This is a genomic window from Rhizobium sp. ZPR4, assembly GCF_040215725.1.
Lineage (GTDB): Bacteria > Pseudomonadota > Alphaproteobacteria > Rhizobiales > Rhizobiaceae > Rhizobium > Rhizobium rhizogenes_D.
This window is the reverse complement of record NZ_CP157968.1, coordinates 1,313,288-1,338,489: the sequence shown is the minus strand read 5'-3', so window position 1 is coordinate 1,338,489 and position 25,202 is coordinate 1,313,288. Positions and strand designations below refer to the sequence as shown.

At 60.0% G+C, this 25,202-nt stretch carries 25 protein-coding genes and 1 riboswitch; of the genes, 13 read left to right on the top strand and 12 right to left on the bottom strand.

The features are described from left to right. Positions 1–178 precede the first annotated feature (178 nt). On the top strand, positions 179–1,360 hold the full coding sequence (locus ABOK31_RS25765) for an MFS transporter (RefSeq protein ID WP_349959571.1): 1,182 nt from the start codon (positions 179–181) through the stop codon (positions 1,358–1,360). Positions 1,361–1,543: 183 nt separating this feature from the next. Here ABOK31_RS25765 and ABOK31_RS25760 read toward each other — a convergent pair whose 3' ends face one another. The 6 genes from ABOK31_RS25760 to ABOK31_RS25735 all read right to left on the bottom strand — a co-directional run bounded on the left by ABOK31_RS25760 (position 1,544) and on the right by ABOK31_RS25735 (position 7,049). Continuing rightward, positions 1,544–2,764, bottom strand: coding sequence for a DUF1501 domain-containing protein (locus tag ABOK31_RS25760; protein ID WP_349959569.1), 1,221 nt, complete (start codon positions 2,762–2,764; stop codon positions 1,544–1,546). A 2-nt stretch (positions 2,765–2,766) separates the two neighbouring features. Further along, the gene (locus ABOK31_RS25755; RefSeq protein WP_349959567.1) at positions 2,767–4,308 is read right to left on the bottom strand and encodes a DUF1800 family protein; all 1,542 of its coding nucleotides are present in this window, start codon (positions 4,306–4,308) and stop codon (positions 2,767–2,769) included. Between the two features lie 75 nt (positions 4,309–4,383). Continuing rightward, positions 4,384–4,833 carry a periplasmic heavy metal sensor gene (locus tag ABOK31_RS25750; RefSeq protein ID WP_174173159.1) on the bottom strand — a complete coding sequence of 150 codons (450 nt, stop codon included), beginning with the start codon at positions 4,831–4,833 and terminating at the stop codon, positions 4,384–4,386. Beyond that, the gene (locus ABOK31_RS25745) at positions 4,830–5,282 is read right to left on the bottom strand and encodes a hypothetical protein (RefSeq protein ID WP_349959565.1); all 453 of its coding nucleotides are present in this window, start codon (positions 5,280–5,282) and stop codon (positions 4,830–4,832) included. Before ABOK31_RS25745 ends, ABOK31_RS25750 begins: the two co-directional genes overlap by 4 nt. Then, positions 5,275–5,847: an RNA polymerase sigma factor gene (locus ABOK31_RS25740; protein ID WP_349961311.1), complete on the bottom strand. Its 573-nt coding sequence runs from the start codon at positions 5,845–5,847 to the stop codon at positions 5,275–5,277. The genes ABOK31_RS25745 and ABOK31_RS25740 overlap by 8 nt, the downstream gene beginning before the upstream one ends. A 368-nt stretch (positions 5,848–6,215) precedes the next feature. Continuing rightward, positions 6,216–7,049, bottom strand: coding sequence for an EF-hand domain-containing protein (locus ABOK31_RS25735; protein WP_349959564.1), 834 nt, complete (start codon positions 7,047–7,049; stop codon positions 6,216–6,218). Between the two features lie 498 nt (positions 7,050–7,547). Here ABOK31_RS25735 and ABOK31_RS25730 point away from each other — a divergent pair, with 498 nt between their 5' ends. After that, positions 7,548–8,189 (top strand): TetR family transcriptional regulator, encoded by a 642-nt coding sequence (locus tag ABOK31_RS25730; protein ID WP_174173163.1) that lies wholly within the window; start codon positions 7,548–7,550, stop codon positions 8,187–8,189. Positions 8,190–8,424: 235 nt separating this feature from the next. Here the strand turns inward: ABOK31_RS25730 and ABOK31_RS25725 are convergent, their stop codons facing one another. Further along, positions 8,425–9,516, bottom strand: a complete 1,092-nt coding sequence (locus ABOK31_RS25725; protein ID WP_174173164.1) for a porin — start codon at positions 9,514–9,516, stop codon at positions 8,425–8,427. Between the two features lie 369 nt (positions 9,517–9,885). On the opposite strand from ABOK31_RS25725, the gene ABOK31_RS25720 reads away from it, so the two are divergent. The 8 genes from ABOK31_RS25720 (at position 9,886) to ABOK31_RS25685 (ending at position 16,130) form a co-directional block, all read left to right on the top strand. Continuing rightward, positions 9,886–10,035 (top strand): hypothetical protein, encoded by a 150-nt coding sequence (locus ABOK31_RS25720; protein ID WP_350019285.1) that lies wholly within the window; start codon positions 9,886–9,888, stop codon positions 10,033–10,035. A 99-nt stretch (positions 10,036–10,134) separates the two neighbouring features. Beyond that, a complete protein-coding gene (locus ABOK31_RS25715; protein WP_349959562.1) occupies positions 10,135–10,878 on the top strand; it encodes a hypothetical protein in 744 nt (247 codons plus the stop codon). Between the two features lie 133 nt (positions 10,879–11,011). Next, a riboswitch (TPP riboswitch) is annotated at positions 11,012–11,144 on the top strand. Between the two features lie 92 nt (positions 11,145–11,236). Next, a complete protein-coding gene (gene thiC, locus ABOK31_RS25710) occupies positions 11,237–13,063 on the top strand; it encodes a phosphomethylpyrimidine synthase ThiC (protein ID WP_349959561.1) in 1,827 nt (608 codons plus the stop codon). A gap of 1 nt (position 13,064) precedes the next feature. Next, positions 13,065–14,042, top strand: a complete 978-nt coding sequence (gene thiO / locus ABOK31_RS25705) for a glycine oxidase ThiO (RefSeq protein ID WP_349959559.1) — start codon at positions 13,065–13,067, stop codon at positions 14,040–14,042. Further along, positions 14,033–14,230: a sulfur carrier protein ThiS gene (gene thiS / locus ABOK31_RS25700; protein ID WP_174173168.1), complete on the top strand. Its 198-nt coding sequence runs from the start codon at positions 14,033–14,035 to the stop codon at positions 14,228–14,230. Before thiO ends, thiS begins: the two co-directional genes overlap by 10 nt. Before the next feature lie 3 nt (positions 14,231–14,233). After that, a complete protein-coding gene (locus ABOK31_RS25695) occupies positions 14,234–15,007 on the top strand; it encodes a thiazole synthase (protein WP_349959557.1) in 774 nt (257 codons plus the stop codon). After that, positions 15,004–15,615 carry a thiamine phosphate synthase gene (locus tag ABOK31_RS25690; protein WP_349959555.1) on the top strand — a complete coding sequence of 204 codons (612 nt, stop codon included), beginning with the start codon at positions 15,004–15,006 and terminating at the stop codon, positions 15,613–15,615. Before ABOK31_RS25695 ends, ABOK31_RS25690 begins: the two co-directional genes overlap by 4 nt. Before the next feature lie 161 nt (positions 15,616–15,776). Next, on the top strand, positions 15,777–16,130 hold the full coding sequence (locus ABOK31_RS25685) for a hypothetical protein (protein ID WP_174173171.1): 354 nt from the start codon (positions 15,777–15,779) through the stop codon (positions 16,128–16,130). A gap of 101 nt (positions 16,131–16,231) precedes the next feature. Here the strand turns inward: ABOK31_RS25685 and ABOK31_RS25680 are convergent, their stop codons facing one another. Next, on the bottom strand, positions 16,232–17,092 hold the full coding sequence (locus ABOK31_RS25680; RefSeq protein ID WP_349959553.1) for a DUF1989 domain-containing protein: 861 nt from the start codon (positions 17,090–17,092) through the stop codon (positions 16,232–16,234). Between the two features lie 126 nt (positions 17,093–17,218). On the opposite strand from ABOK31_RS25680, the gene ABOK31_RS25675 reads away from it, so the two are divergent. Further along, positions 17,219–18,079 carry a LysR substrate-binding domain-containing protein gene (locus tag ABOK31_RS25675; protein ID WP_349959552.1) on the top strand — a complete coding sequence of 287 codons (861 nt, stop codon included), beginning with the start codon at positions 17,219–17,221 and terminating at the stop codon, positions 18,077–18,079. A gap of 41 nt (positions 18,080–18,120) precedes the next feature. Here ABOK31_RS25675 and ABOK31_RS25670 read toward each other — a convergent pair whose 3' ends face one another. Continuing rightward, a complete protein-coding gene (locus tag ABOK31_RS25670; protein ID WP_349959550.1) occupies positions 18,121–19,125 on the bottom strand; it encodes a LacI family DNA-binding transcriptional regulator in 1,005 nt (334 codons plus the stop codon). 68 nt (positions 19,126–19,193) lie between these two features. Beyond that, complete coding sequence (locus ABOK31_RS25665) at positions 19,194–20,078, bottom strand: LysR family transcriptional regulator (protein WP_349959548.1); 885 nt, start codon at positions 20,076–20,078, stop codon at positions 19,194–19,196. A 115-nt stretch (positions 20,079–20,193) separates the two neighbouring features. On the opposite strand from ABOK31_RS25665, the gene ABOK31_RS25660 reads away from it, so the two are divergent. Next, positions 20,194–20,379 (top strand): 4-oxalocrotonate tautomerase, encoded by a 186-nt coding sequence (locus ABOK31_RS25660; protein WP_174173176.1) that lies wholly within the window; start codon positions 20,194–20,196, stop codon positions 20,377–20,379. A 46-nt stretch (positions 20,380–20,425) separates the two neighbouring features. Here the strand turns inward: ABOK31_RS25660 and ABOK31_RS25655 are convergent, their stop codons facing one another. Then, positions 20,426–20,692: a hypothetical protein gene (locus tag ABOK31_RS25655; protein ID WP_349959546.1), complete on the bottom strand. Its 267-nt coding sequence runs from the start codon at positions 20,690–20,692 to the stop codon at positions 20,426–20,428. A 144-nt stretch (positions 20,693–20,836) separates the two neighbouring features. Next, positions 20,837–21,298 carry an Lrp/AsnC ligand binding domain-containing protein gene (locus ABOK31_RS25650; protein ID WP_174173178.1) on the bottom strand — a complete coding sequence of 154 codons (462 nt, stop codon included), beginning with the start codon at positions 21,296–21,298 and terminating at the stop codon, positions 20,837–20,839. 183 nt (positions 21,299–21,481) lie between these two features. On the opposite strand from ABOK31_RS25650, the gene putA reads away from it, so the two are divergent. Beyond that, entirely contained in the window at positions 21,482–25,186 is a 3,705-nt protein-coding gene (gene putA / locus ABOK31_RS25645) for a trifunctional transcriptional regulator/proline dehydrogenase/L-glutamate gamma-semialdehyde dehydrogenase (RefSeq protein ID WP_349959543.1), read from the top strand. Positions 25,187–25,202 lie beyond the last annotated feature (16 nt).

The following is a 25,202-nucleotide window of genomic DNA, read 5'->3' as shown; positions in this document are numbered from 1 at the left end:
TTCACAAACATTCTTCGCTTGTCAAGGATCGGTCCAAGAAATGGTGCATGTCCGCCTGGCTCAAAACCATTCGAAAGAGCCGGCTTTGTGTGGAGAGTATTGCCGGCGACAACTCGCACTTGATGTCCCCTTCATGGCAATATAAAGAAATCCTTATTCCTTTATATCGGAGCTGGACGTGCCCTTACCCCTCTTCGCCCTGTTTCTGGCTGCGTTCGCTTTCGGCACGACCGAATTTGTCATCGCCGGCATTCTTCCAGATGTCGCTGAGGGCTTAGGCGTCTCGATCCCTTTTGCCGGCTATCTGGTTTCCGGCTATGCGTTGGGAATTGCGCTCGGCGGACCTTTCCTCACCATGGCGACACGGCAGGTTTCGCGCCGTACCATTCTGCTCGCCCTTACGATAGCCTTTTGCCTGGGGCAGATCGCCTGCGCGCTCGCACCTGACTTCGCCACCATGCTCCTCTTTCGCGTCGCAACCGCCATCGCTCATGGCGCCTATTTCGGCATTGCCATGGTGGTTGCGGTCGGTCTCGTCCCGCAGGCATTTCGAGGACGCGCCGTCTCCGTCATCCTTGCAGGTTTGACGGTGTCTAATATCATCGGCGTCCCGGTCGGTGCGGCAATCGGTGGACTTTGGGGATGGCGTACGACTTTTTGGGCAATGACCTTGGTCGGCATTCTCGCATTGGTCGCGATATGGGCCTTGATCCCGCCAACGAAAGCAGAACCTCAGCAAGCCAGCCATTTGGGCCGTGAAGTGCGCGTTCTCGGCCGCCAGCAGGTCTGGACTTCACTCATCATGATGCTCGCCCTGATGATCGGCCAGATGGTGCCGTTTACCTACATAACACCGCTCCTGCGCGAAGTGACGGGCCTCGATGCCATGCTTATTCCCTGGGTGCTTCTGCTCAATGGCGTCGGGGCAACACTGGGCGTTTTCATTGGTGGCCGGCTGTCGGACTGGAAGCTGATGCCGTCGCTGATTGTCATGCTCGCCGTTCAGGCCGCCGTACTTGTCGCCCTTTACCTGGTGAGCCCCTATCCCTTGCCGATGAGCCTGACGATCTTCGTTTGGGGTGCCTTAAATTTCGCCATCGGCACTCCTATCCAGGCTCGCATCCTGATGTGGACCGCCGATGCGCCAAGCCTGGCTTCCTCGCTTATCCCGTCAGGCTTCAATATCGGCATTGCGATTGCAGCAAGCGTCGGTGCCGCCCTACTCGAGAGCGGATATGGCTATCGCAGTTTGCCCGTACTTGGCGCAGGCGCACTTGCCTTGGCCTGCGTGGTCGCCATCCTCTCGGCAGCGCGCGAGAGGCGTAGCGGCGTCCTCCCGCCGCATGCAGCTCTCACCTGATTTCGCCGGCTTCCAGATTTGGCGTGTTTGGCCAGGACATAGATCGCTTGCCAGCCCAAAGCGGTCGCTCGCATTCATGCAACGGGCCGCACCGCGCAGTGCCCGATCTATGCGCCAACTTCGTTGGCCGGCAATCTCTATTTGAAGGCAGCGGCCCTTAACACCGGGCCGCTGGTGCACCGATCAGACGATCAGCCCTTTCATCGGCAGGACATGGTCGGATCCGGGAAAGACATCCCGCGTCAAGACAGCCGGCGAGGCCCCCAACAGATCGACCGCGATCCCCTTGACGACAGCGCGCAGATCCGTGGTGGCGGCAAGATCGCGGCCATCGCGCAGCTGCGCCTGCTTGAGACCAGGCCAATCGGCAATCACCCGACCGCCCTTGATCGCGCCGCCTGCGAGGAAGGCGGCGGTGCCAGTGCCATGATCGGTGCCCTGCGTGCCATTGACCTGTGCGGTACGGCCGAATTCGGTCGCAACGAAGATGGCGGTATCCTTCCAGGCTGGGCCAAGTTCCTGCTGGAACGCCGCAAAGGAATTATCGAGCCCGACAAGAAGCTTGTTCAGCCGGTCCACCTCGCCGGCATGGGTATCCCATCCTTCGAAGGCCAATGCCGCGACGCGGGGGCCGTCGTCCTGCGCCAACAGCCGGGCGGCACCTCTCGCCATCTGTTCCATGCCGGTGGGGTCGCCGGGGCCGCCTCTTGCCTTGACATCAAGACCAGCGGCGATCTTGCCGGTCGAAATGCCTTCGGCGAGGATCTTTGCAAATAGCGGGTCGGTGTGATTGTAAAGATCCATCAGACGCGGCGGCAGATCGTCACTGACCGGCTGCAGATTGGACGGCGACCAGCCGAGCACCGGCGCCTTGCCGCGAATGACGAGCGGTGCGTTGGCACCGACGGACAGTCCACGAATCTCCGATGCGCCAGGAGAAACCTTGTCGCCCTTCGGCAGGCCCTCCAGCATCCGGTTCAGCCAGCCGGATTCAACGCGACCAGGCATTTCATAGCCCGATTCGAGCACGTCCTGGCCGTCGAAATGCGACCGGTCGCGATAGGGTGTCGCGCTGGCATGCACGACTGCTGCCTGCCCGGCTCGATAGAGCCGGTTGAAATTCGGCATCGACGGATGCAGCGCGAAGAAACTGTCGAGCGGAAGAGCCGCCTCCGGGCCGCTCGTCGTCATCGCGATCGACTGCCGCAGCGCCTGATAATCGGGGTCGCCGACCGGCGGAACAGCGGTCAGGCCATCGAGCGCACCACGCAGGATGATCGTGATGAAACGCGGGTCGCGTCCGCCGGCGGCATGGGCAAAGCGTGGGATGAAAGCCCAGGCAAACAAGGCGCCTGAAGCACCAAGCACGGCACGACGGGTGGGGGTCATGAGTTCGCAGGTCATGGTCAGCGCCTTTGAAATTCGGGGGAAAGATAAGCGATCGTCAGGCCTTGATTGCGGGTCTCCGCGCGCGATACCGCCTGCAGCGTTTCCTTCGAGAGAAGCGGCCCCAGGCTGTCTGAAACGAAGCGGCGCGGATCGATCTGGGGCGGCACCGCATTGGCGATCATATTGGCGACATCCATGCGCATGCTGAGGCTCTCGCTGGAGGCCCATACATCGACGGTATCGGCAAAGCCATTGGGACCCGCCGGCGCCCAGAAGGGCTGACCCATGGCGGTCAAAGCGCCGAGAATGACATTCGGCTTCGGCGTCTCGCCGCTTGCCCGCAGAAGCGCGGTCATGAATTCCAGCGGTGAACGCACCTTCGAAAGTGTCGGGTTCCATGCATCTTCGGAGCCGATGAGCGCCCGATAGACGGCCGAAAGATCACCGTCGGTCTTGCTGAAGGTCGCAGCGACGGCCTGCACGAGTCCCGGCGGCGGCGTGTCGGCAACGAAATGCCGGACAAGCTTGGTGGCGATATGCTGCGCCGTCGCCGGATGGCGGGCGAGATCGCGCAGCGCTTCACGCCCCTGCCCCACACCATTGTCGGCATAGGTGAGACCGAGCAACGTCTGGTCGCCGGGCTCGTGGGCGCCGGCGTTGAAGACGAAGGTGCCGGGTGTCCCAAGCTTGCCCTCGGCGCGTGCCACCGTCCAGCCCGTGATGATCTTGGCAAGCGTCGTCACGTCGGCCTGCGTGTAGCCGCCGTTGACACCGAGCGTGTGGAGCTCCAACGTCTCGCGGGCAAGATTCTCGTTCAGACCACGCTTCTTGTTGGCGTTAGCCTTGGAGTTCGGCCCGATCGATTGCTGGTTGTCGAGATAGCCGAGCATGGCCGGATGGGTCTCGACAGCAAGCAGCATATCGGCGAAACGCCCAAAGACGTGCGGCCGGATCGCTTCGCGCTCGAAGGCGCCGGCAACGATATGAACTTCCTCGCTCTTCGAGACGGCGACCGCGAAATGATTTGCCCAGAACATAGCAAGACGCTCGCCAAAGCCGATCAATGGCTGCCGGATGGTGCCGTTGAAGCGGGCATCCACTTCCGCCAGCAGGATTTGCTGTGGAAGGTAAGGCATTGCGGGCTTTTCCAGCTTCTCGACTGCTTTGCCGATGACAGCCGCCATGGCTTGGTTGTTCGGCTGAGTGGCCATTGCCTGGCTGCTCGGTTGCCCTGCCATGGCGCCGGAAGGCTGTACCGGCGGCTTCTGCGGCTGTTGCGGGCCTTGCATCTGCTTGTCCTGCGGCACGGCGGCGACAGCGGCCGAAGCCTGCTGTCTGGCTTCCTTGCGCTGTTCCTGGAATGCGTAGAGAGAAACGAGAAGATCGGCTGTCGATTGTAGCTGAGGCCCGACCGGAACCGGGACGAAGCGCTCGGTTATTTCTTCCAGCAGCGCACCGCGCGGATCGGCTGCGATCGACGTGGTGCCGTTATGGTCTGCCCCTAGCCCAAAGCGGGAAAGAGCGAGCGCGGCATAAACATCATTGGACTGCTCAGCCATGGCCTTGGCAACTCCTGATTCAAACATGCTCCTTTAACGCAGGCCTGGTTTCGATCCGTCGCTCGGCAACTATGATCATTTTGTGGCGGCTGCCTTGGGGACGACACGGCGGACCAGGCTTCCGGCAAGTGCCCGGCGCTCGTCATAGGAGAGCCCTGCTGCGAAATCGACCGCACGCTGCTCCAGCTTCGCCCTCAAGGCGATATCGGCGTCGCGCGCCCTTGCCAGCGCCGCCGAGAGTGCCTCTTTGTCCAGCGTCGGCTGCCCAAGAATGGAGGCGGCGTCGACCTTGGCCTGCTGTGCCTCGAGAATGATCTGACGTTCGTCCTTGCGTGCCTCATTGAGCGCCGCGCGCAAAGCCTTCTTCTGCGCCGAAGGCAATTGCTCGCCGGCTAGCGGCATCATTCCGGCCCGCGCCTGCGTCTTGCGTATCCAGGTCAGCCCGCCGCCGGCCAATGCCCCGATCAGGAAGGTGTTCAGCACCAAAAGAGAAATGACCACTATTCGAAAGCTGCGATCCGTCATTGGCTGTCCTGCTGCGCTATACCCGCGTCCGGCCCGATATCGCCGAACATGGTCGTGGTTCCGTCGGAGACGACTGAGGTATCGGACGTCAAGCTCGGGGCCAAGATGGCGATGGCAATGCTGCCGGCAAGCGCGCCGGCTATGCCGACCCCCACGAGGCCGATGCCGGCAGAGCCGAAGCGGAACCAGTTTCGTATCGTCAGGCGGCGAACGAGCTTTGCGAGGATTCGCTCTTCCAGGCCAGCGTGGCGAGGCTTCACGACGTAGGTGTCGAGCAATGCGTCGAGATCGGCCGCGCGTACCAGCATTTCGGTGGCGGCGTGGCTCCTGGCAAAATCCCGTGCGGCCGCGCGCTCCGCCTGCGGCCATCGGCCGATATCGCCGCCATAGGCCGCGGTCAGCGCCTCAAACCGTTCGGCATTCATCGGACCCGCGATATTCTCAACCATCGCCCTGTTCCTTCAACAAAAGCACCTGCAAGGAGCGCCTTCCACGCGCAAGCAGGCTTTCCAGTGCGTCGACGCTGACATCCATGACCTCAGCTGCCTCGGCATTCGACAGCGCCTGATAGTAAACCAGAATGATCGCCTCACGCTGCCTGGGCGCGATCATCTGCATGGCCCGCTCCACGCGCTTGGACGGATCGTCCTCGCTCATCAAACCCGCATCCGGCGCCGGCCCTTCATACTCGATATCGGGTGGATGCTCGGCAAGAACGTCTTTGCGACGCCGCAGGCGATCATAACAAAGGTTGGTCGCCACGCGATGCACCCAGGTACTGAAGCGGGCATTGCCCTGGCGCCAGCCGCCGGCATTCCGCCAGACGCGCAGGAACGTCTCCTGCGCCACATCCTCGGCCTCGGCGGCATCGCCAAGCATGCGGGTCGCCACGGCAACGATGCGCGGCAACTGCCGTGTTATCATCATGCGCATCGCTGGAACATCGCCCGCAGCGATACGACCGAGCAGGTCCTCATCCGGGTCGCCACTCTTGGGCACGCGATCCCACTTCATCGACAATCGCTACCGCTCCAGTTTCCTGCGATACCGGCATGACATGCGGGCCTTGACCTTTTGGCCGGCAGATCCCGCCTCGCCGCCAACTCCGGCAAGCGGCGCCATTCAGATCGCAGCATCTCGGTCAGCGTATCATCCTTCGACATCAAACACAGGCTCACAGGGATTGAACGCTGCACTTGCCGAATTCCGTCGCTTTCATGTCGAGGGTTTTCGAATTTTCTTTTCGAGCCCAAAGGCCATCTATCAGCTAAAAATATCAGGCAAAAACAGAAGAGCCGGCTCACCCGGAGGCGGGAGTTTGAACCTCCCCTACCCGGGCTTGCCGGCACTTCGCATGGTGAAATGCGAAAGCTCAAGCTCGATCAGAGCGTCAGCAGATCGCTCGTCGTCTGATCCTGTTCATTGTTCGAGTAGAAGCTTCCGAAATCCGGCATCTGCGATTGCTGTGCCTTCATGGCCTGTTCGAACTGGGTCTGCGTCAACGACCCGGAACCAGACGTGTCGAGGCTCTTGAACAGCGACGTTGCCTGATCTTCGCTTACGTCGGAAGGACGGGCAGCCACGAATTCGGATTCGCTGACGCTGCCGTCGCCGTTCGTATCCATGGAGGAAAACGCGGCAGAGAGGTCATCGTCGCTCATCTGGCCACCCGGCGGTGGTGGGGGTTGCTGCTGGCCCGCCTGCATGGCTTTCGCAAGCTGCGCTTCGGTGAGAGAGCCGGTATTGCTGGTGTCGAAGCTCTGGAACAATTGCTGCGCCTGAGTTTCGCTGACGTCCGACGGGCGCGCGGCCACGAATTCCGCCTCGCTGACATTGCCGTCGCCATTGGTGTCCATGGCGCTGATCATATCGCTTTGGCTGCTATCCTGGGTACCGGTTGCGGAAGCCTGCTGAGTGCTTGACGTCGAACTGGTGGAGTTGCTGTCGGAATCCGATGTCGAGCTATCGCTGCCGGTGCCGGCCTGCATATTGAGAATCATGTTCATCAGCTGCGCGACGAGCTGTTCTGCCGAAGCGATCTGAGACTGATCGTCCGAAGACGAAGAGGAGCTCGTGCCGGAAGAGCTGCCCGACGAATTGCCGGAGGAGCTGTCAGACAGCAGGGATGCGATGGAATCATCAGCCGTCGACGCTGTCGAGCGCGAGGTCTGGTATTGATAGTAATTGCTCGATGAGATCGAGTAGATGCTCGTCATTGGGGCCTCCAGATACGAGCGTTGAGAGGAACTCAGATGGCTTATGCTTACGCGACTTGAACACAATCGATGCCAGGCCCGGCCGCGTTGAGGCGGAGGCATGGCTTCGATAATCGATATGAGCGGATGGACTTGCGGATGCCCCGATCAAACGCGTCTTGCGCCCCAACTTGACCGACGCATCTTTTCCAGAGCAAGCGTACCCGGGATCACCCCACCAATATCTCTGTCGCCATCATGGCTATATTGGCATCTGCACATTTTCGATTTTCACTTCCCAACGTGGGGAAATTGCACAAGGAAACTTGCGCGTGGCTTATAGACGCTTGACGAACACATCCTGTTGCGATTTTCTTCCTCAATTTTTAGGGAATATATAAATTCCGCCACTCTGTTGAGCATTGCTGGTATATGGGCTCCAGCACTTGAGCGGCATTGATGGAAAACAATACGAAGAAGAGGGGCACAGCTTGAACATCGGTTTCTGTGGAGAGGTGAATGAGGCGAACTAAGGAGGAGGCGGCTGAAACGAGGAACGACATTTTGCAATCTGCAAAAGCTCTGTTTCTCGACAAGGGCTACGAGAATGTCAGCCTGGAAGAGATAGCCGTAGCCGCCGGTGTCACGCGGGGGGCAGTGCACTGGCATTTCAAGAACAAGCAGGGGCTGATGTTTGCGATTCGCGACGAGGCCCAGCAACCGTTTCAGGAATTGGCGGAGCGGATGTCCAAGGAGCTGCCGCCCAATCCACTCGACCTGATCGCCGATACCATAGCTGCGATATTCGACGACGTTCACGGCGATCCGCGCAAGCGCAGCATGTTGAAGGTGATGATGCATCTCGACATGGCATTTTGCGACGGGACAACAAGCCGGGCGAGCTCATTCCGGCATGACATGCATGAAAATTTCGAACGCATTTTCACCCTGATGGATGAAAAGACGAAACTTCCGGCTCCCTGGACGCCGGATACGGCCGCTTCCGCGCTGACGGCGGTCATCGGCGGCCTGATCACCGAATGGACGCTCGACCGGGGCAGTTTCGAGCTAGTCCCGTGCGGACAGATGTTCATAAGGATGGTGCTGAAGACCTGGTTCCCACTGGCCCAGACGCAGGAACTGGCGATTACCGCGATCTGACGATTCCGGGAAAAGCGCATAGCGGTTTTCCCTTCGGAATCTATGAAAACCAACGGGAGCGGCTTTAAGCTTCTGCCGAGAGCTGAACCGATTCCCAAAAGCTGGAAATAAAAAAGGATCCGGAGGGAAAGCCAGATCCTTTGCTTTGATCGGAGGTCAACCGATCGATGAAAGAAGCCTGACGGATTGGAACGTCAGGCTTCTCTTACCCGGCATTGAGCCGGATAATTCAATATTAGAAGGCGCGTTCGAAGCGCAGGATACCAGCCCACTGATCCTGGTTCACAGAATCGAAGTTGGTGTAGGAGACTTCCGGCTCGATGAGCAGGTTCTTGACCGGGTTGAACTTGAGGTTCGTGGTCGCTGCGAAGATCTTCGAGTCGGTGTAGGCGAGCTGGAGGTTCCACTTCAGCTTTTCGTTGATCGGAACGCCAACGCCGCCCCAAACTGCCCAGTCACCCCAGCCGCACTTCGACGGATCGTTAACAGGGCAAGCCGAACGATCGAGGTTGGTGCCTGCATACTTGTTCAGCTTGTCGCCGTTGGTGTTCCAGCCGCCCATCAAGAAGGCCGAGAACGTACCGAAGTCAGCATCGACGCGAGCCTTGACAGCGCCTTCTTCGACGATCGAGTCGTAACCGCCGACGACCTTGAAGCCCCATGCGCCGGACTTGAAGCCAGCACCGGCAACAACGTCAGGAGCGTAGTGGTTGCCCTTGTCGTCAGACCACCAGCTTGCGCCGTAAGAAGCGTCCGAGCCGCTGGAGTTCGAGTCTTCAACCGAGACCATGGCCGTGAAGCCGTTGCCGGCATCGTAGTTGTAGGTCAACTGGTTGAGTTCGTACGGACCGTCATAGATCACGTCGTCGTTGATGACGTCGCCGGCATAACCGATATAGGAATTATACTGCGAGTCTGCCTTACCGACGAGGAAACCACCCAGGCTGATGTTGGCGAACAGCAGCTTCGTGGAGGTGGAGTTGCCGTCGTTCCAGTCCCAACGGATGACCGTGTTGGTCTTCAGCGGGCCGTATTCGGTGTCGGTCGCGGTGTCGACGCTCAGCTCTGCACGGGTATGCCAGAGCGTGCCGTTCTTGCTGTTCGGGTTGTAGGCATCATACCACTCGCCTTCGGTACGGACGCGGCCGCCGATCTTGAGGCAGGTTTCGGTGCCCGGGATGAAGAAGTAGCCAGCGCCGTATGCATCGCAGATACGGACGTATTCCAGCGGCTCCGGCTCAGCGGCAACGATGGCGTCGGCCGCATGGGCACCGGAAACTGCTGCCAGCGCAGCAGCGGAGCCGAGAAGAAGGCTCTTGATGTTCATAATTAAACTCCTGGTTGTAATATGCACTTCTATTTTACCGCGAGCGCAGAACTGGAGCACACCCTGAAGGTCGGTTTGGTCTAAACACGACCGGGCAGCCCGGCAAATACGCACCTGATGTTGGCTTGAGTCCCCTCGAACCTTCATGATTACCCCCGCGGTAAAAGGTTTTGAAATGCCTCTACCGATCCGACCGATTGCTCGACCGTAAGACAACTTATGTCCTGTATTGGATTTACAAACAGCCCGTATGTTTGTCAATTATGTGAAAAGCGCTGAGACGTTAGTCTTGGCCGATGTTGCTTAAATGCAACTCGCGACCGCAGGCCACAGCGGCATCCGGCATGGATCGCAAAGAGGTACGTGTCCATGAAACGCTTGCCAGCCAGGAGTGTCGCCATATCTGATGCCAGCGCGATGTCGGCGATCGATAATGATATCGCAACCCCATCCGATCGTGGCCCGGCCATCGAGAATTCCGCGGCAAAATGGCGGGGAGGCCTTGGCCAGCCGGCTTGAGCAAAGTTCAGCAATAAAATTCAACAATTCGCTACACACAGAAATATTGAATTTTTCTAGATTCCGCCGAGTCGCGCCATCGGAGAGGGAAAATCGCGAATGAATGAGAACCGGCTGATCTTCATAGCGACCCCCTGCTTCGGCGGCCTCGTCACCAAGGACTATATGCAGTCCATTTTTTCACTGATGCAGACAGGCGCGCAGGCCGGCATACAACTGACGCTTGCTCTGCTCGGCAATGACGCCCTGATCACCCGCAGCCGCAACACGCTTGTTTCGTCCTTCCTGAACGATACGACGGCGACGCATATGCTCTTCATCGACGCCGACATCAGCTTCGAGCCCGATCAGGTCATGAGACTGCTGGACGCCGATAAGGATGTGGTCGCCGCCATGTATCCGATCAAGGACTATGATTGGGGTACGGCCGCCCGCACCAATTCTCGCGACGGCGAGGCACTTGCCGCCGCCGCGCTTCACTATGTCGGCACGCCGCTTGTCGGCCAGGTCGCGGAGCGAGACGGCGATTTCGTCAGCGCCGTCTATGCCGGCACGGGCATGCTTCTGATCAAGCGCAACGTCATAGAGAGAATGATCGCCGCCTATCCGGAGCTGCGCTACAACGCAATCCATGCCTATCCCAGCACCAAACGCTCGCCTGGCACGCAATACGCCCTGTTCGAATGCATGGTCGAGGAGGGCACGGGAATCTATCTCAGCGAGGATTTCGCCTTCTGTCATCGCTGGCGAGCCCTCGGCGGCAAGATCTGGCTCGATACCGCCAGCAAGCTTTCCCATACCGGCCCTCATCGTTTCGTCGGCAATACCGCACCACGTTATTGAGGCGCGGCAAGTCGACATAACGATCCACACGATAAAGTTGTAAATTCGACGAACGCGGCAATGGTCAATCTTGCGAAAAATGCGACCATCGCTGCGGGGTTGACAGAGGACAAGGGTAAGGCATAGCCTTTTTGACATTCACCAGGGGGGTCCCGGCAAGGGGCTGAGATACTGCTGAACAATACGGCTTTGCCGATTGTGGGCGCAGTGACCCGTTGAACCTGATCCAGTTCATACTGGCGTAGGGACGGTGCAAGCGCTCAAAGGCTTCGGATTCCCGCGTGGATTCCATGCCGGCGTCTTTCCATCATTCCGGCTGATTGACTGGGTCTCCAACTGCAACTTGGAGCCTCAAACCATGAATATTGCCGCAAAGAACCTCACCCCGACCGTCACGACAGGCCCGCTGCCGGCGTCCAGGAAAATCTATGTTCCTGGGGACATTCACGCAGACATCCGCGTGCCGATGCGCGAAATCAGCGTCCATCCGACATCGGGCGAGCCGCCGGTTGTCGTCTACGATTCCTCCGGTCCTTACACGATCGAGGGCACAGATATCAGCATCGAGCAGGGCCTGCCGCAGCTGCGCCGCGACTGGGTGCTCGCCCGCGGCGATGTCGAAGCTTATGAAGGCCGGCATGTGCGCCCCGAAGACAATGGTTTTGTGACTGGCGAACGGCTGACGCCGGAATTTCCGGCAAAACGCCAGCCGCTGCGGGCAAAAGACGGCAAGGCCGTCACCCAGCTTGCCTATGCGCGCGCCGGCATCATCACGCCAGAGATGGAATTCATCGCCATCCGTGAGAATCTCGGCCGCAAGGCAAAGTCCGAAGCGCTCGTCCGCGATGGCGAAAGCTTCGGCGCCCATATTCCCGATCACGTCACGCCGGAATTCGTTCGCCAGGAGGTCGCGGCCGGCCGTGCGATCATTCCGGCCAACATCAATCACCCGGAAAGCGAACCGATGATCATCGGCCGGAATTTCCTCGTGAAGATCAACGCCAATATAGGCAACTCCGCCGTCACCTCCTCGATGGCGGAAGAGGTCGAAAAGATGGTCTGGGCCGCGCGCTGGGGCGCCGATACGGTCATGGATCTCTCGACCGGCCGCAACATCCACAACATCCGCGAATGGATCATCCGTAACTCGCCGCTGCCGATCGGCACCGTGCCGCTCTATCAGGCGCTGGAAAAGGTCGGCGGCATCGCCGAGGAGCTGACCTGGGAGGTCTATCGTGACACGCTGATCGAGCAGGCCGAACAGGGCGTCGACTATTTCACCATCCATGCCGGCGTGCGGCTGCACTATATTCCCCTCACCGTCAATCGCGTTACCGGCATCGTCTCGCGCGGCGGCTCGATCATGGCCAAGTGGTGTCTCCATCATCACCGCGAGAGCTTCCTTTACGAGCATTTCGAGGAAATCTGCGATATCTGCCGCGCCTATGACGTCTCCTTCTCACTTGGCGACGGCCTGCGTCCCGGCTCGATTGCCGACGCCAACGACGCCGCGCAGTTCGCCGAGCTCGAAACGCTCGGCGAACTGACGAAGATCGCCTGGGCTAGGGATTGCCAGGTGATGATCGAAGGCCCCGGTCATGTGCCGATGCACAAGATCAAGGAAAACATGGACAAGCAGCTCGCCGTCTGCGGCGAGGCGCCCTTCTACACGCTCGGGCCGCTGACGACGGATATCGCGCCTGGCTACGACCACATCACCTCGGGCATCGGCGCCGCCATGATCGGCTGGTTCGGCACGGCGATGCTCTGCTACGTCACGCCGAAGGAGCATCTCGGCCTGCCCGACCGCAACGACGTCAAGACCGGCGTCATCACCTACAAGATCGCCGCCCATGCCGCCGATCTCGCCAAGGGTCACCCGGCCGCACAGGTGCGTGACGATGCTCTGTCGCGCGCCCGGTTCGAATTCCGCTGGGAAGATCAGTTCAACCTGTCGCTCGACCCGGACACCGCCCGCAGCTTCCACGACGAAACCCTGCCGAAGGAAGCCCATAAGGTGGCGCATTTCTGCTCGATGTGCGGTCCGAAATTCTGCTCGATGCGGATTTCGCACGACATTCGCGCCGAAGCGCAAAAGGAAGGGCTGGAAGCCATGGCGGCCAAGTACCGGGAGGGTGGCGATCTTTATATGCCGGTCGACACCGCCACCCACCCGGCCGAGTAAGATGCGTATCCTCGTCAAAGGGGCCGGCATTGCCGGCCTCACGGTCGCCCACGAGCTGATCCGGCGCGGAGCAGAGGTCACGATCTTTGAGCCAAGCCGAAACTTCCACCGTGCCGCCTCCTGGCTCGCCGGCGGCATGCTGGCGCCGTGGTGCGAGCGCGAAAGCGCCGATGAGGCCGTATTGGAACACGGCCGCGATTCGGCCGATCGGTGGGAGGCGATTCTGCCCGGCAAGGTCGTCCGCAACGGAACGCTCGTCGTCGCGCCGAACCGCGATCAAAACGAGCTTAAGCGATTCGCCGGCCGCACAGCGGACTATCGCTGGGTGGACGAAGGCGAAATCGCCGCCCTCGAGCCTTCGCTTGCCGGCCGGTTCCGCCAGGGCCTTTTCTTTCCACAGGAAGCGCATCTCGATCCCCGCAAGGTCCTGCAATCATTGAAGGACGATCTGTCTGCAAAAGGTGTCACCTTCATCGACGAACTTATGGATGACGATGGCTTTTCTGAAATCGTCGACTGTACGGGAGCTGCCCGCATCGGTCGCATCCGTGATTTGCGCGGGGTTCGCGGCGAAATGCTCTATCTGCAAAGCGAGGAGACCTCGCTTTCACGGCCTGTCCGCCTGCTGCATCCACGCTTTCCCGTCTATATCGTGCCGCGCGGCAAAGGCCTGTTCATGATCGGCGCGACGATGATCGAGACCGACTTCAATGGACCGATCACCGCCCGTTCGCTGATGGAGCTCTTGAACGCAGCCTATGCGTTGCACCCGGCCTTTGCCGAAGCAGCCGTGGTCGAAACAGACGCCGGCATCCGCCCTGCCTTTCCTGACAACCTTCCCCGCGTAACACGCGAGGGAAGAACCGTCTGCGTCAACGGCCTTTATCGCCACGGCTTCCTGCTGGCGCCGGCGATGGCCGAAGAAGCCGCCGATCTCATCTTTTCCGGACACAACAACAGGAGCCGCCGATGCGCCTGATCATCAATGGCGAAGCACAGATTGTCGAAGCAACCACGCTTTCGCAGCTTCTCGCCGCACTCGAATATGAGGGTGAGTGGCTGGCAACCGCCGTCAACGGCGAGCTCGTCCATAGCGACGAGCGCAACGACCATACCCTAGCCGACAATGACAGGATCGAAATCCTCACGCCAATGCAGGGAGGCTGACCCATGCTCGAACTTTACGGAACCCAAATCGCATCGCACCTCCTTCTCGGCACGGCGCGCTATCCCTCCCCGGCGGTGCTGGCGGAAGCAGTCAAACGTTCGCAAACCGGGATCGTAACCGTATCGCTGCGCCGGGAAACCGCGGGCGGACGCAATGGCGGCGCATTCTTCGAGATGATTCGCGGGCTTGGCGTTCGCGTTCTTCCCAATACCGCCGGCTGCCACGGCGTATCCGAGGCGGTACTGACGGCGAAAATGGCGCGCGAAGTCTTTCGGACCAACTGGATCAAGCTCGAGGTGATCGGCAACCACGATACATTGCAGCCCGATGTCTTCGCGCTGGTGGAAGCGGCAAAAATCCTCACCGACGAGGGATTCGAGGTCTTTCCTTACACGACGGACGATCTCGTCGTCGCCGAGCGGCTGCTGGAAGCCGGATGCAAGGTGCTGATGCCCTGGTGCGCGCCGATCGGAACGGCGGCAGGACCGCTCAATCTCTCAGCTCTGCGCTCGATGCGGGCACATTTTCCCGAGGTGCCGCTGATTGTGGATGCCGGCATCGGCAGGCCGTCGCACGCGACCACCGTCATGGAACTTGGCTTCGATGCCGTGCTCTTGAATACAGCGGTTGCCGGCGCGGGCGACCCGGTCGCTATGGCGGAAGCCTTTGCCAAAGCGATCGATGCCGGCAGGCAAGCCTTCGGCGCCGGCATGCTGGAGCCGCGCGACATGGCCGTGCCGTCGACACCCGTGATTGGAAAGGCGGTTTTTGCGTGACACTCGATCCCTTCTATCTGATCGTCGACAACGCTGCCTGGATAAGGCGGCTCGTGCCACTCGGCGTCAAGCTGGTGCAGTTGCGCATCAAGGATCGTTCAACGGCTGAGATCCGTGTGGAAATTTGCGAATCGAAGGCGATTTGCGCCGCGCATGAGTGCCAATTGATCGTCAACGACTATTGGCAGTTGGCGATCGAGGAGGGTTGCGATTTCATCCATCTCGGCCAGGAGGATCTTGCCTTTGCCGACCTCCCGGCCATTCGCGCGGCTGGATTGAAGCTTGGGCTATCGACGCACGACGAGGCGGAATTGGCGACAGCGCTTGCGGCCGAACCCGATTACATAGCGCTTGGGCCGATCTATCCGACCATCCTCAAGGCAATGCCCTGGGCACCCCAGGGTCTGGAGCGCATCGGCCGATGGAAAGCCCGCATCGGCAGCCTGCCGCTTGTGGCAATCGGCGGCCTGAGCGTCGAGCGCCTTGCCGGTGTATTCGAGCACGGCGCTGATATTGCTGCGGTCGTGACCGACATCACACGCAATCATGACCCCGAATCGCGAACGCTCGAATGGATCAAAGCTGCGCGACGATTGCCTCCAAATTGACAAGATTGCGGCGGCAGAAGCCATGCTAACGCGCGATTTTGCCGTCTATTGCCCGATGAACGGGGCATTCATAAAATATTCAGCTGAACATAATCATGCTTAAGACGTTGATTAGATGACTCGCGTATTCGCTGAGCATAAAGGCTGCTTTGGAGGTAGTCATGATAAAGAAGACGGTTCTTACGGTTTTGCTGGCCGCTACGGTCGTAGGCGGCGCATTGGCGCCCGTCAGCAGCGCACAGGCGCAGTATTACGATGGCCGCCCACCCTATCGCGGTGACTGGCGTGGCCATGACGATTGGCGTCGCCATCATCACCATGGCAATGGCGGTGCTATTGCCGGCGGTGTTGCCGCAGGTCTCCTCGGCGGCCTGATCGTCGGCGGTGCCCTTGCCAACAGAGGCCCGGTGTACGAAGCACCGCCCCCGCCGCCGAGATGCTGGTTCGAGGACCGTCAGGTTCAGAACCAGTATGATGACGGCTGGCACTACGAGCGCATTCGCGTTTGTAACTAACCGATCAACGATGCTTCTGTCCTGAATGGGCGTATCGTTTGATTGATGATTTGGATTTGCCGGCGGCCAAAACCGCCGGCAAACTGCTTTTGGCTGGCAAATTATAGTCCGTGCGTCCTCGGATAGGCATTGGGCTCCGGAAATATTCGCCCGACAAGGCTTTCGGTCTCGGGCCGCCAGATTTCGACCAGCAACGGATAACAGGGCACCGTGTCGCTCGAATGCTCGCTGCCACAATCACCACCCGGGCAGGCTGAGAGTGCGCCGAGAAGATCGATCTCCGCGAAGAACTCAATGAAATCGCCCGGCCGCACGGGGCTTGCCTTCATGAAATATTGGTGCGTGTCGCGGGTAAAACCTGTGCACATGAACACGTTCAGCACATCGTGTACATGGAACTCCGCCTCCTGGATGGGGATGTTCATTTCCTTGGCGAGCGCACGCGACAGGTTCGAATGGCAGCAATGATGATAGTCATCACCTTTCAATAGCCGGTTCGTGTAGGGATCGCAGCGCGTGCCGATGACGTCGTGAACGCCGGCTCCATCCGCGTCCCAGACGTACCAGCCAAGCGTATCATGGGTGATCGTCGCCATCGGCCGCAGATAGGGTAGCGTGCTCCATAGCCGATCGCCGACACCGACATGGGTGGCGTGCAAAGCCCGCGTCTTGCCGCTGAAGAAGCGCTCGGAAAGATCCTCTGCATTCCACAGATTGAGATCGCCGACCTGCGATCCTTCGACGCTGACGATACGGAAGAAATGTCCCTTCGGCACGCGAAAACTACCACCTTCGCGCGGGGCCACGATGACTTCGGCAATCTTGGTCATGGTTTGCCTTGCCGCACGCAGCACATCCATATCAGCCGGCGGCAGCGCGCCGTTCGGATAGACGACAACGGGTGGTTTCCCGCGCCGCTCCTCGGCATCGGCGGGAACGGGCATATCAAAAATATTGTTCATGTCGGTTTTCATTCCTCACCGATTTGAAAGGGAGACATTCGTTTCAGCAGCACTGTAAGGATACCTGGCCCTTGCGCAACGGTGATCGGGCTTGCGCTTTGGCTAAGTCTTACTTAGCCTTGTGGAATGCAACATGTCCCGCTCGCCTCCCTTCGCGCCTTCGAGGCCGCCATTCGTCACGAGAGCTTCGCCAAGGCGGCGGCTGAACTCAAGCTCACCGCCGCGGGTGTTAGCCAGCATGTGCATACCCTGGAGGAATGGCTCGGTATCAAGCTCTTTGCGCGTCATGCCCGCGGCGTCACGGCAACAATGGCGGGCCGTGAATTTGGGGCTGCCGTTGCAAACGGCCTTGGGCATATCGACATCGCTGCCCGGCAGCTGCGGTTTGCCAGCAATAGTCGGCCGGTCAGTGTGGCCTGCATTGCTTCCGTCGCCACCCGCTGGTTGATACCGCGATTGCAGGCATTCAAGAAGGAATACCCCGAAATTCAGATCAATATCGTCTACGCACTCGATGCGAAGACGCCGGAGGCGGCGAGCGTTGATCTGTTGATCCGCCATGGATCAAGGCCGGCGGTCAATGCAGTTTCCCTATTGCCCGCCGAAACGCGGCCAACCTGTTCGGTGGAGTATGAGCGCCGTCACGGACCGATCGGAAAACCAGCCGATCTCCTCGATCTCGACCTCCTGCACGACGAAACGACCGCCGCCTGGACGCGCTGGTTTGCACTTGAGAATATCCATAGACCTCTAAAACCCGGTCCGATCTTCGCCGATTTCGGATTGATGATCGGATCCGTTATCGGCGGCCAGGGCATCGGGCTGTGTCCGACCGCCTTGATCTCAGACGAATTGGCAAATGGCACATTGGTCACCCTGTCCGACACGCCGTTGGATACGGACAAAAGCTACTGGTTGCTGCCGGCCGGCCGCCTTTCCAGCGAAGCGGAGATATTTCGCGACTGGCTGATTTCCGTTAGCAGATAGGCTGCGAAGGGCACGAAATCCGGAGTTGCGACAAGCCTGAATCAGAGGCCTTCGGCCGTAACCGTCAGAAAACGGACCGGCTCGGGGTCGATATCGGTGTCGATGAGACCCAGCCGCTTCAACGTCAGATCAATGGCGCGACGCGCCTGAACCTCCGGAGCCTGATCAAGAACGATCGTCATCAGCCCCTCTTTGAGATAGGAGCGCGTCGCATCGGACAATTCGTGCCCGACCCAGAAGACCGGCCGCTGACGATATCGACGCAAAACCGTCGCGATCGCGGCATTGTCGCCGCCGGCGCTGTAGAGGCCGGCAATGTCGGGATATCTCGCAAAGGCACTCGTCAGCAGCTCGATCGTCTTCATTTCATCGTCCTCATCGAACATGACTTCGACGAAGCGATGCGACGGGTTTGCATGATCATGCAGATAGTTGGAAAAGCCGCGGATACGTGCCTTGTGGTTCTCATAGGTGCCGCTGTGGCAGAGCGCGACGAAAGTGCCGGAGATATTCGCCTGCATGCGCGCCATGTAGAAGGCTGCGGTGCGACCAGCCGCTTCATTGTCGATGCCGACGTAAGGCAGTTCCAGCGCCGGTCGCGTCATGATCTGGACGACGGGTGTGCCACCGCTCGAAGCCTTGCGGACGCTGCCGACCACATCGGGGTGACCGGGCGCAACGACGATCAATGCGGAGCGCCGTGCCTGCGGATTGGCGATGTGGCGCGAGAAGTCGGCGGGATCGTCTTCCCTGGCAAAGGTTCGCTGGATCTGGATATCCTTGTCGAGCAGGGCAGCGATCCGCTCGAAAGCGCGATTGAGCCTTGAGTAGAAATAGGTCTCGGGCCGGAGCAGCACGACCTCGATGCGCACCAGACCGTGCCTGGTGCCGGCAAGCGGCGCGCGGTAGCCGAGCCGCTTGGCCGCGATGAATATCTTTTCCGCCGTCTCCGGCAAAACGTTGCCACGGCCGTTAAGCGCACGCTCGACGGTGGCCGCTCCCACACCCGCAGCAGCCGCCACATCCTTCAGCGTGACCTTGACCATGCTCCCCTCGCTTCCAATCCATGATCAGATTTGATCACGGAATCGCAGCCGATGAAAGAGGGTGAATATCAGCCGAAGCGGGCAACGAGAAAGTCGATGGCGCTACGCAGCATAGCCGTCGGACGTCGATCCGGCGCATAGACCAGGTGCATGGGCGTCGGCTTGTACGACCAAAGAGGCAATACCGCCTCAAGCCGGCCGGCATCGAGATCAGCAGCCAAAAGCAATTCCGGCTGCAACGCGATACCTGCTCCGTGCAGGGCGGCAACACGCAGAGCTCCACCCTGATTGGTGGTGAATCTGCCCTTGATGGCGATCTCGCGCGTTTCCCCTTCCGGACCGACGAGATGCCAGCGCCCCTGAAGTCGCCAATAGGAATGGCCAAGGCACATGTGATTGACGAGATCGTCCGGACTTTGCGGCCTGCCGCAGCGATCAAGATAATCCGGCGATGCCGCAAGAATGCGCCGATAGGGTTTTAGCGGACGCGCCACGAGACTGGTGTCAGTCAAGTCGCCGATATGAATGCCGAGTTCGTAACCTTCGCCGATTAGATCATGCGGATTGTTGTCGAGCGCCAGATCGACACTGACGTCGAGATTCTCATGCAGATAGTCGACAAGCGCCGGCACGAGGCTTTGCGTCCCGAAACTGACGGGAGCGACGAGCCGCAGGCGGCCGCGTGGCGCCGATTGCAGTTCGGATGCCGATTGCTCGGCCAGATCGACCTCTGCCAGCACCGTTTTGCAACGCTCGTAGTAGAGCTTGCCGACTTCGGTCAGCTGGTGACGCCGTGTGGTGCGATGAAGCAGACGTGCACCGAGCCGCTGTTCGATCGTCCTCACATGCTTGGCGACCATGGCTGACGACACCTGGCTGACATCGGCTGCCGCGGCGAAGCTGCCATGCTCGACCACCCTGACGAACATCGCCATTCCGGCCAATTTGTCCATGATTGCATACCTATAGGTTCGGAATGAAGCAAATAGGAGCGTATTTATCGCCGGTTGGTTTTGCAAGATAGTTCATGGCGCCTAACGTCAGGCGACATTTTCTCAAGGAGTTACCATGCCCATCCTGCGCTTGGAAATGCATCCCGGCCGCACACAAGACCAGAAGCGCGCCTTCGTTCGGGAAGCGACGAGAGCCGCCGTCGAAACGCTCGTCTGCCCGCCAGAATCGGTGGAAATCATCATCACCGAGATATCGAAGGACACCTGGGCGACGGCAGGCAAGCTGAAATCGGATAGCTGACACGACCCAATTTCATGATCGTGGCCTGGCGGTTCTTATGCGACCGTCAGGCCTCGTTTGGCGCCAGGCTCTGCCTACCCCAAGCTTCGGCCCAATCCATCAGGCGCGCCATCTCCTGCCTGAGAGCATGCGAATGGATGATATCGGCAGCGTGGTTCAGATTGATGCGCGGATTGTAGAATGCGCCGATCTCTTCACCGCTTTCCCGCCTTGCCGCCTCCAGGCGAAGCTTCATTTCCTCGACCTCGGCCTTCACGGCAAAGTATCGCTTCATGACCTCGACAAGGTCGCGGTCGCCTGCACTGGTCTCCATGCGTACTCCATCCTACTTATTTTAGCGTCTCGCAATGATCCGATTCGAATGGCGAAATCTAGGTCATTGTTTAGCCGGCAAGATGGCTTGGAGAGTGGCAGCCTCATCAGCTGTGCAACGAAGTGTATGAAATAAAACGCGGATTCACGACCAGTTTTCCTTGACCGACTGCATGACCACATTGGTCGATGTACTGGCCACAAACGGCAGACTGGAGATCTTTTCACCGAGAACGATGCGGTAGCGGCGGATATCAGAGGTCCTCACCTTGAGGAGATAATCGAAGCGGCCGGCGATCATGTGGCATTCTTCGATCTCCTTGATCTTCTTGACGGCATTGTTGAAGCTGAGCAAAGCTTCCTCGCGGGTATCCGTGAGCTTCACTTCGGCAAAGGCGACATGGTCGAGGCCAAGCTTGATCGGATTGAGGATGGCCTTGAAGCCGTCGATATAACCGGAATCGATCAATTTCTTCAGACGTGCCTGGCATGGCGTCTTGGAAAGGCCGACCCGCTCTGAGAGCTCAGTGATCGACATGCGGCCGTCTTCGACGAGTGCGTCGATAATCTTTTGGTCGAACTGGTCAATTTCACTGGATTTGGTCATTTTTGCAGGCATTCCCATTTGAAAATACGTCTATTGAAGTTCAATATGACTGAAAAAACGCAGTTTCAAGGCGGAACGCTTTTTTGGAATGCACTATGTTCTCGTCGAAGCAACGGGAGGGCTGCGTGTGGCAATCGCTGACGTCCACTCAAGCCATCGGGACCCTTGCACCTTGAGGTTATCATGACTGTCTCTGCCAAGCTCGCCACCGAAGAACCAGCTCCAGACGCTGCCCCATTTTCGCATTTCGCGCCTCCGATCCGTGAGCAAAGCCCGCTCCGCCAAGCAATCACCGCCGCCTATAGACGTCCCGAAACCGAGTGCCTGCCGGTCCTGATCGAGGCGGCCACCTTGCCGGAGGCTACCCGCGATGCGGCAAAGAAGACCGCGAAGAAGCTGATCGAAGCGCTGCGCGCCAAGCACAGGGGCGATGGTGTCGAAGGGCTGGTGCAGGAATATTCCCTTTCAAGCCAGGAAGGCGTTGCGCTCATGTGCCTCGCCGAGGCGCTGCTGCGCATTCCCGATACGGCAACCCGCGATGCGCTAATCCGCGACAAGATCGCCGGCGGCGACTGGAAGTCACATATCGGTGGCGGCCGCTCGATGTTCGTCAACGCCGCAACCTGGGGTCTCGTCGTCACCGGCAAGCTGACTTCAACTGTCAGCGAAAGCGGACTGTCCGCCTCGCTGACAAAGCTGATCGCGCGTGCCGGCGAGCCGGTCATCCGCCGTGGCGTCGATATGGCCATGCGCATGATGGGCGAGCAGTTCGTCACCGGCGAAACCATCGATGAAGCGTTGAAGCGCGCACGAGCGCTGGAAGCAAAGGGGTTCCGCTATTCCTACGACATGCTCGGCGAAGCCGCGACAACGCATGCCGACGCCGAGCGCTACTATCTTGACTACGAGAACGCGATCCATGCGATTGGCAAGGCATCGGCCGGGCGCGGCATCTATGAAGGCCCCGGTATCTCCATCAAGCTTTCCGCGCTGCACCCGCGCTATTCGCGCTCGCAGGCCGACAGGGTCATGGGCGAGCTTCTGCTGAAGGTGAAGGCGCTGGCGCTGATTGCCAAGCGCTACAATATCGGCCTGAACATCGACGCTGAAGAAGCCGATCGGTTGGAACTCTCGCTCGATCTGCTGGAAGAACTGTGCCTCGATCCGGATCTTTCCGGCTGGGACGGCATTGGCTTCGTCGTGCAGGCCTACGGCAAGCGCTGCCCCACCGTCCTCGATTTCATCATCGACCTTGCCCGCCGCTCCAAGCATCGCCTGATGGTCCGCCTCGTCAAGGGCGCCTATTGGGACGCCGAGATCAAGCGCGCGCAACTGGATGGCCTCGAAGGCTTCCCCGTCTATACGCGCAAGATCTACACCGACGTCTCCTATATCGCCTGCGCCAAAAAGCTGCTGGCGGCAACCGACGTGGTCTTCCCGCAATTCGCCACTCACAACGCCCAGAGCCTGGCCACCATCTATCAGATGGCCGGAGACGATTTTTCCGTCGGCAAGTATGAATTCCAGTGCCTGCATGGCATGGGCGAACCGCTTTATGAAGAGGTCGTCGGCGCACAGAATCTCAACCGACCCTGCCGCATCTATGCCCCCGTCGGCACGCATGAGACGCTGCTTGCCTATCTCGTCCGGCGCTTGCTTGAGAATGGCGCCAACTCCTCCTTCGTCAACAAGATTGCCGATCCCTCAGTGCCGGTCTCCGAGCTGATTGCCGATCCCGTCGAGCGCGTGCGCGCGATGACCGTTGTCGGCGCGCAGCACGACAAGATCGTTCTCCCGGTGGACCTCTTCGGTGCCGCGCGGCAGAACTCCGGCGGCATCGACTTGTCGAATGAAACCGCACTTACCGAGCTATCCAAGCAGTTGCAGACCTCTGCGGCCAGTGATCGGATCGCAAAGCCACTTCTTGCCGATAGCTCCGAACGCGGCGTGGCCCGCCCCGTTCTCAACCCTGCCGACCATGCCGACGTCGTCGGCCACGTCACCGAACTCGAACCACAGGATGCGCCTGATGTCATGCGGCTCGCAGCAACCGCTGCCGAGCGCTGGGCAGCCGTGCGCCCCGACGAGCGCGCCGCGATCCTTGAGCGCGCCGCCGATCTCATGCAGAGCGAGATGCCCGTTCTTGTCGGCCTGACCATCCGCGAAGCCGGCAAATCCGCCGCCAACGCCGTCGGCGAAATCCGGGAAGCGATCGACTTCCTTCGCTATTATGCCGCTCAGGCCCGCAAGGTGCTGACGCCGGAGAGCGTGCCGCTTGGCCCTGTCGTCTGCATCAGCCCATGGAATTTCCCGCTGGCGATCTTCACCGGCCAGGTTGCGGCAGCTTTGGTTGCCGGCAATCCCGTCGTCGCCAAGCCGGCTGGCAATACGCCGCTGATTGCCGCGCAAGGTGTCCGCATCCTGCATGAGGCGGGCATTCCCCGCGACGTGCTGCAATTCGCACCCGGCAGCGGCAGAATGGGTGCCGCCCTCGTCGGCGCTCCCGAAACCGCCGGCGTCATGTTCACCGGCTCGACGGAGGTTGCCCGCTTGATCCAGGCGCAGCTTGCCGAGCGCCTCTCCAAGTTCGGCAAGCCGATCCCGTTGATCGCCGAGACCGGCGGCCAGAATGGCATGATCGTCGACTCCTCGGCCCTTGCCGAACAGGTGGTCGGCGATGTCATCGCCTCGGCCTTTGACAGCGCCGGCCAGCGCTGCTCGGCATTGCGGGTTCTCTGCCTGCAGGAGGAGGTGGCGGATCGTACCCTGACAATGCTGCGTGGCGCGCTTCGCGAACTCTCGGTCGGCAAGACCGACCGGCTTGCCGTCGATATCGGCCCGGTCATAGACGACAACGCCAAGCGCGGCATCGATGACCATATCGAGCGCATGCGCCAGCTCGGCTGCAACGTCGAACAGCTCGATCTTCCCTCGACCACCGACAGGGGCACTTTCGTTGCTCCGACAATCATCGAGTTGAAGAGGCTGAGCGATCTCAAGCGCGAAGTGTTTGGCCCCGTCCTCCATATCATCCGCTACAAGCGCAAGGGGCTCGACAAGCTGATTGCCGATATCAATGCCTCCGGCTACGGCTTGACATTCGGCCTGCATACTCGCCTTGACGATACGATCGCCCATGTCACCGAGCGCGTGCGCGCCGGCAATCTCTATGTCAACCGCAACATCATCGGCGCAGTCGTCGGCGTCCAGCCCTTCGGCGGGCGCGGCCTTTCCGGCACCGGCCCGAAGGCCGGTGGTCCGATGTATCTGCGCCGCCTAGTCGCCTCCTCCACCGAAGCGCTGCGCGACGCCTCGGTACAGACCGATCCGGCTGCACAGCAGTTCATTGGCTGGCTCGAAAGCAAGGGTGCCGCGGATGCGGCCAAACAGGCCCGTGCCGTCGCCGCCCAGTCGTCGCTCGGCTTTAATACCGAGCTTCAAGGTCCGGTCGGCGAACTGAACCTCTATGCGCTGCATCTGCGTGGCAGGATCCTGCTCGCTCCGCAGACGGCACTTGGCCTCCATGTTCAGATCGCTGCCGGGCTTGCGACAGGCAATTCGATCGTCATCGATGCGGCATCCGGGCTGCAGGACGAGCTTCGCAACCTGCCGGCACCAGTCGCAAACCGCATCTCCTGGACAAAGGATTGGGCAGCAGACGGACCTTTCGCCGGCGCGCTCATCGAAGGTGATGCCGAAAGGGTCCAGCAGGCGATCAAGGTGATTTCGGCAATTCCGGGCCCGTTGGTTCTGACGCAGGCGGCCTCGAGCGAAGAAATCGCCAAAAGCGCCGACGCCTATTGCCTCAACTGGCTGCTTGAAGAAGTGACGACGTCGATCAACACTGCCGCAGCCGGCGGCAATGCCAGCCTGATGACGATCGGATAACACCACCAACAATCTG

Excerpts from the sequence above, each read along its gene's own strand:
- ABOK31_RS25760 (WP_349959569.1), bottom strand. The coding sequence starts at position 2,764 with ATGACCTGCGAACTCATGACCCCCACCCGTCGTGCCGTGCTTGGTGCT.
- ABOK31_RS25755 (WP_349959567.1), bottom strand. The coding sequence starts at position 4,308 with ATGGCTGAGCAGTCCAATGATGTTTATGCCGCGCTCGCTCTTTCCCGC.
- ABOK31_RS25750 (WP_174173159.1), bottom strand. The coding sequence starts at position 4,833 with ATGACGGATCGCAGCTTTCGAATAGTGGTCATTTCTCTTTTGGTGCTG.
- ABOK31_RS25745 (WP_349959565.1), bottom strand. The coding sequence starts at position 5,282 with ATGGTTGAGAATATCGCGGGTCCGATGAATGCCGAACGGTTTGAGGCG.
- ABOK31_RS25740 (WP_349961311.1), bottom strand. The coding sequence starts at position 5,847 with ATGAAGTGGGATCGCGTGCCCAAGAGTGGCGACCCGGATGAGGACCTG.
- ABOK31_RS25735 (WP_349959564.1), bottom strand. The coding sequence starts at position 7,049 with ATGACGAGCATCTACTCGATCTCATCGAGCAATTACTATCAATACCAG.
- ABOK31_RS25730 (WP_174173163.1), top strand. The coding sequence starts at position 7,548 with ATGAGGCGAACTAAGGAGGAGGCGGCTGAAACGAGGAACGACATTTTG.
- ABOK31_RS25725 (WP_174173164.1), bottom strand. The coding sequence starts at position 9,516 with ATGAACATCAAGAGCCTTCTTCTCGGCTCCGCTGCTGCGCTGGCAGCA.
- ABOK31_RS25720 (WP_350019285.1), top strand. The coding sequence starts at position 9,886 with ATGAAACGCTTGCCAGCCAGGAGTGTCGCCATATCTGATGCCAGCGCG.
- ABOK31_RS25715 (WP_349959562.1), top strand. The coding sequence starts at position 10,135 with ATGAATGAGAACCGGCTGATCTTCATAGCGACCCCCTGCTTCGGCGGC.
- thiC (WP_349959561.1), top strand. The coding sequence starts at position 11,237 with ATGAATATTGCCGCAAAGAACCTCACCCCGACCGTCACGACAGGCCCG.
- thiO (WP_349959559.1), top strand. The coding sequence starts at position 13,065 with ATGCGTATCCTCGTCAAAGGGGCCGGCATTGCCGGCCTCACGGTCGCC.
- thiS (WP_174173168.1), top strand. The coding sequence starts at position 14,033 with ATGCGCCTGATCATCAATGGCGAAGCACAGATTGTCGAAGCAACCACG.
- ABOK31_RS25695 (WP_349959557.1), top strand. The coding sequence starts at position 14,234 with ATGCTCGAACTTTACGGAACCCAAATCGCATCGCACCTCCTTCTCGGC.
- ABOK31_RS25685 (WP_174173171.1), top strand. The coding sequence starts at position 15,777 with ATGATAAAGAAGACGGTTCTTACGGTTTTGCTGGCCGCTACGGTCGTA.
- ABOK31_RS25680 (WP_349959553.1), bottom strand. The coding sequence starts at position 17,092 with ATGAACAATATTTTTGATATGCCCGTTCCCGCCGATGCCGAGGAGCGG.
- ABOK31_RS25675 (WP_349959552.1), top strand. The coding sequence starts at position 17,219 with ATGCAACATGTCCCGCTCGCCTCCCTTCGCGCCTTCGAGGCCGCCATT.
- ABOK31_RS25670 (WP_349959550.1), bottom strand. The coding sequence starts at position 19,125 with ATGGTCAAGGTCACGCTGAAGGATGTGGCGGCTGCTGCGGGTGTGGGA.
- ABOK31_RS25665 (WP_349959548.1), bottom strand. The coding sequence starts at position 20,078 with ATGGACAAATTGGCCGGAATGGCGATGTTCGTCAGGGTGGTCGAGCAT.
- ABOK31_RS25660 (WP_174173176.1), top strand. The coding sequence starts at position 20,194 with ATGCCCATCCTGCGCTTGGAAATGCATCCCGGCCGCACACAAGACCAG.
- ABOK31_RS25655 (WP_349959546.1), bottom strand. The coding sequence starts at position 20,692 with ATGGAGACCAGTGCAGGCGACCGCGACCTTGTCGAGGTCATGAAGCGA.
- ABOK31_RS25650 (WP_174173178.1), bottom strand. The coding sequence starts at position 21,298 with ATGACCAAATCCAGTGAAATTGACCAGTTCGACCAAAAGATTATCGAC.
- putA (WP_349959543.1), top strand. The coding sequence starts at position 21,482 with ATGACTGTCTCTGCCAAGCTCGCCACCGAAGAACCAGCTCCAGACGCT.